The sequence below is a fragment of the Streptococcus mitis genome, assembly GCF_009496205.1.
GTDB lineage: Bacteria > Bacillota > Bacilli > Lactobacillales > Streptococcaceae > Streptococcus > Streptococcus mitis_BN.
On record NZ_WIJO01000110.1, the window covers coordinates 1 to 696 of the forward strand.

Annotated in this window: 1 protein-coding gene; it reads right to left on the reverse strand. The window is 37.2% G+C overall.

Annotated elements, in window-relative coordinates; genetic code table 11:
• Positions 1-696, reverse strand: a 696-nt coding sequence (locus GEZ85_RS10120; RefSeq protein WP_153210219.1) for an IS3 family transposase, incomplete at both ends; no start/stop codon positions are given.

The window sequence follows — 696 nt, forward strand, 5'->3', positions numbered from 1 at the left end:
CTAAGTCCTTTTAGTTTTACCTTAATTCGTTTGTTGTTGTAGTAATCGATATAGTCTATAATAGCTTGTTCCAATTGATTAAGTGATTTAAAGTTTTTCTCATGGCCATAAAACATTTCGGATTTTAAAATGCCAAAGAAAGATTCCATCATACCGTTGTCTGGGCTGTTGCCCTTTCGTGACATGGATGCTTGAATTCCCTTACTCTCTAGGAACCGATGATAAGAATCGTGTTGGTATTGCCAACCTTGGTCACTATGGAGAATCGTATTCTCGTAGTGTTTCTCTGTGAAGGCCTGTTCCAACATCTTTTTTACTTGTTCTAAATTAGGAGAACAAGAAAGATTAAAAGCAATAATTTCGCTGTTAAATCCATCTAAAACAGGCGATAAATACAATTTCTGCGTGCTATTTGGAATGGCAAACTCTGTCACATCCGTATAACACTTTTCCATTGGTCTCGATGCTTCAAACTGGCGTTGAATGATATTCTCTGCTTTCTTGCCAATCTCTCCTTGGTAGGAAGAATACTTTCGTTTACGGCGAATTCGAGCACTTAAACCAAGGATTTTCATCAGACGTTGGACCTTCTTATGGTTTACTATATGACCACGATTCCTCAATTCAAGAGTTATTCGGCGATAGCCATAATTTCCTTTGTGCTCAGTAAAAATAGCTTGAATTTCAGCTTTAAGA